Annotated in this window: 3 protein-coding genes and 2 tRNA genes; 2 read left to right on the top strand and 3 right to left on the bottom strand. The window is 67.7% G+C overall.

Annotation, left to right across the window (positions count from 1 at the left end; all coding sequences use genetic code 11):
- Positions 1-88: 88 nt before the first annotated feature.
- Positions 89-161, bottom strand: a tRNA-Gly gene (locus K8V84_RS05115).
- 147 nt (positions 162-308) lie between these two features.
- The gene (locus tag K8V84_RS05110; protein WP_067605078.1) at positions 309-740 is read right to left on the bottom strand and encodes a roadblock/LC7 domain-containing protein; all 432 of its coding nucleotides are present in this window, start codon (positions 738-740) and stop codon (positions 309-311) included.
- 364 nt (positions 741-1104) lie between these two features.
- Here K8V84_RS05110 and K8V84_RS05105 point away from each other — a divergent pair, with 364 nt between their 5' ends.
- Positions 1105-1947, top strand: coding sequence for an aminotransferase class IV (locus K8V84_RS05105; RefSeq protein WP_304071061.1), 843 nt, complete (start codon positions 1105-1107; stop codon positions 1945-1947).
- A 148-nt stretch (positions 1948-2095) separates the two neighbouring features.
- On the opposite strand, the gene K8V84_RS05100 is transcribed toward K8V84_RS05105, so the two are convergent.
- On the bottom strand, positions 2096-2518 hold the full coding sequence (locus K8V84_RS05100; RefSeq protein ID WP_067605082.1) for an SsgA family sporulation/cell division regulator: 423 nt from the start codon (positions 2516-2518) through the stop codon (positions 2096-2098).
- A 484-nt stretch (positions 2519-3002) separates the two neighbouring features.
- Here K8V84_RS05100 and K8V84_RS05095 point away from each other — a divergent pair.
- Positions 3003-3076: transfer RNA gene (locus K8V84_RS05095), tRNA-Val, on the top strand.
- Positions 3077-3190 lie beyond the last annotated feature (114 nt).

Raw genomic sequence — 3190 nt, 5'->3', positions numbered from 1 at the left:
CTGAGCCACGTCCGCGTGTGGTCCGGAACGCAGGGTTCCAGGCCCGACCCGAGATTATCACCGGTGGGTGAGTGCTTCGGATCATCCGAGCGGACGACGGGATTCGAACCCGCGACCCTCACCTTGGCAAGGTGATGCTCTACCAGCTGAGCCACGTCCGCGCGGCGAGTGCTTGTCGCGGTCTCGACCGCGTCCCTCGCTGCGTTAAGAACTCTAGCGGATGTTCGGGCAAGTGCGAAATCGGCTTCTCGGAGGGGGTTGCGCGCCCTGCCGAGGCAGGCCGTCGCGGCCCGCCGCGGCGGCAGGAGCTACTTCTCCACGTGCGCGGGGGTGGAGGGCATGTCCGGACGCGGAGGCGCGGACAGGTACTGGCCGACCCGTTCGATCACCTTGTTCATCTCGTAGGCGATCAGGCCCACGTCACTGTCGGCGTCCGCCATCAGTGCCATACAGGCCCCGTCGCCGGCCGCGGCGACGAAGAGGAAGGCCCGGTCCATCTCGATGATGCTCTGTCGGATGTCGCCGGCCGAGAACTGCTTACTGGCCCCTCCCGCGAGGCTGTGCAGTCCGGAGGCGATCGCCGAGAGGTGTTCGGCGGCGGGCCGGTCGAGGCCGCTGGAGGTGGCCATGAGGAGTCCGTCGGTGGACAGGACGATGGCGTGCTGTGTGCCCGAGGCGCGAGTCAGGAGGTCGTCCAGCAGCCAGCTGAGTTCGCCGCGGGCGGTGCTCGGTGGGGTCATATCTCTCTTCGCTGTGTCAGTCGTCGGTAGTGCGTGGAGCACGCGCTCTGCGGGGGCGCCGTGCGGGGCGGAAGGGGTGTCGGGGGCGCTGTCCTCCGGTCCCGCATAAGCGTTGCCCAGATGATAGTCATTCGTAACTTATCTGTCCGGCCACTGCCTCGGGCACAAGGTGGTCCGACCACCTCGCATACCGCCCTGACCAGTGACGACGTCGGGAAAAAAGTCCCCGAAGCACCGGTCGGCGGCCGGTGCCGGTCAATGCACTTGCCAAGGTGCACCGCCGGAGGGTAGCGGCGGGCGTGAGGGTGGGAGAATTCATGGCGAACACCGGCCCGAGCAGGGCTCTTGAGAGTTGGGGGTTGAGATGAGGGTGTGGATCGCCGGAGCCGGCTACGGCCGCGGCGCCGTACTGGAGGAGAAGGACGCCCGGATTCCCGTGGTAGACCACGGCATCACCGTCGGCGACGGAGTGTTCGAAACGGTGCGGGCCCAGAACGGTCGGCCGTTCGCGCTCACCCGGCACCTGAAGCGCCTGGCCCGTTCCGCCACGGGGCTGGGTATGGACGAGCCCGACCTGGAACTGATCGCGGACGGCGTCGCCCGGGCGGTGGCGGCCAACCCCGAGATGACCGACGCGCGGGTGCGCATCACCGTGACCGATGGGGCCGGACCGCTGGGTTCGGACCGCGGAAAGGGAGAACAGACCGCCATCGTGGCCCTGGGCCCCTTCCCCGGGATCCCTCCGCACACGAAGGTGGCGCTGGCCCCGTGGCCGCGCAACGAGTTCGGCGCCCTCGCCGGACTGAAGACCACCTCCTACGCCGACAACGTGCGCGCCCTGGCCTACGCCCGGGAGCGCGGCGCCACCGAGGCGATCTTCCGCAACATCTCGGGGAACCTGTGCGAGGGCACCGGGAGCAACGTCTTCGTCGTGCTGGACGGACGACTCGTCACACCGCCGCTGTCGGCCGGACCGCTGGCCGGGATCACCCGCGAGCTCGTCCTGGAGTGGCACGGCGGCGAGGAGGAGGACGTGCCGATGGAGCGCCTGCCCGAGATCACCGAGGCGTTCTTGACCTCGACCGGGCGTGACGTGCAGCCGGTTCTCCACATCGACGACCAGGAGGTGTCGGCCGAACCCGGTCCGATCACGCTCAAAGCGATGGCGGTGTTCGCCGAGCGTTCGGCGGCGGACGTGGACCCGTGATCCACGGTTGAAGGAACGAGAGGAGGGGACGGAGCCCAGGCGCCGTCCCCTCCTCTGCTTGTTCACTCTGTTCCCCGTGGTGTCGGTGGTGTCCGAAGCTCGCGCCGCCCCGCGGAGGGTGCCGCACACCGACCGGTCGCTCAGGAGATCAGGAGTGGAGGTGCTGCTGGATCTCCTCGTCGAGGTCGACGAAGGTGCCCTCCTGCCCGGCGGGGACGATCTCGTAGGTGCGGTGCAGGAACTCGGCGAGGGGGGACACCTGGGTGTCGAACTCCGCCTGGCCGAAGGGTGAGGAGAGAGCGATGCTCACCGAACGCTCGCCCTCCTCGTCCTTGGAGGGCCACACCCGCACGTCGCCCTCACCGACGGGGCGCACGATGCCCACGGTGAGGAGTTCTCGAGCGAAGATCCACTCGACGGGGGTGTCCTCGCCGGTGTGGAAGGCCACGCGAATCGCGTACGGGTCGTCGGAGCTGTAGTCGAGTCGCGCGACCAGCGGAACCGCGGTGCGCTCCGGGACCACGAGTCGCAGGCCCAGCTCGGCGGTGGCAGTCGTGTCGCTACTGTTCATGTTCGCCAAACCTTTTCTCGTCCGGCCCAGACGTTCCTGGGGCGCCGGCCGGTTGCCGTCTCACTTGGTTCGACGCGGCTGGCCGCGGATCATGACGTGAGTACGGAGACTTTTTTCTGGTCGATGGGACCGGAGGTCTCGCTGCCCGCCCAGCGGGTCCAGCGCGCCGCGGGGCGGCACCACGATCCTTCGTCACTGTAATGACCAGGAGAAACCAAAGATTTCCCCATGTCGAGTGTCCCGCGTCACGCGAAGGTCAACTCGCGCTGGTCCTGGGCGGGTCCACGAAGCCGGGAACTCCTACTCATTGCGGGGATCGCGGCCGTGGGCGACCCCTTTCGAGGGAACCCGAACGGCGTTATGTGACCTCCGTCACACGCCCGTGGGTCCGTCGGGCGGCCCAGGGTGTGCCGAGTACTCCCGAACATGCGCTAAAGTTTTTCTTGTCAGGCCGACGAGGCCGGACGGGGCACAGGCCCGACAGGGGCGATTAGCTCAGTTGGCTAGAGCGCATCGTTCACACCGATGAGGTCACTGGTTCGAGTCCAGTATCGCCCACCGACAAGAAGGGTCGGATCCGTATCACGCGGATCCGGCCCTTCTTTTTCTGGTTTTGGTCGCCCCAAGCCCGGGCAACGTGCGCCTTTGTGTCCGGACACCGGTTTCGGCACC

The organism is Nocardiopsis listeri (assembly GCF_020741345.1).
GTDB classification, from domain to species: Bacteria; Actinomycetota; Actinomycetes; order Streptosporangiales; family Streptosporangiaceae; genus Nocardiopsis; species Nocardiopsis listeri_A.
Note: the sequence above shows the minus strand (reverse complement) of the source record. Positions and strands in the feature narration are given on the sequence as shown.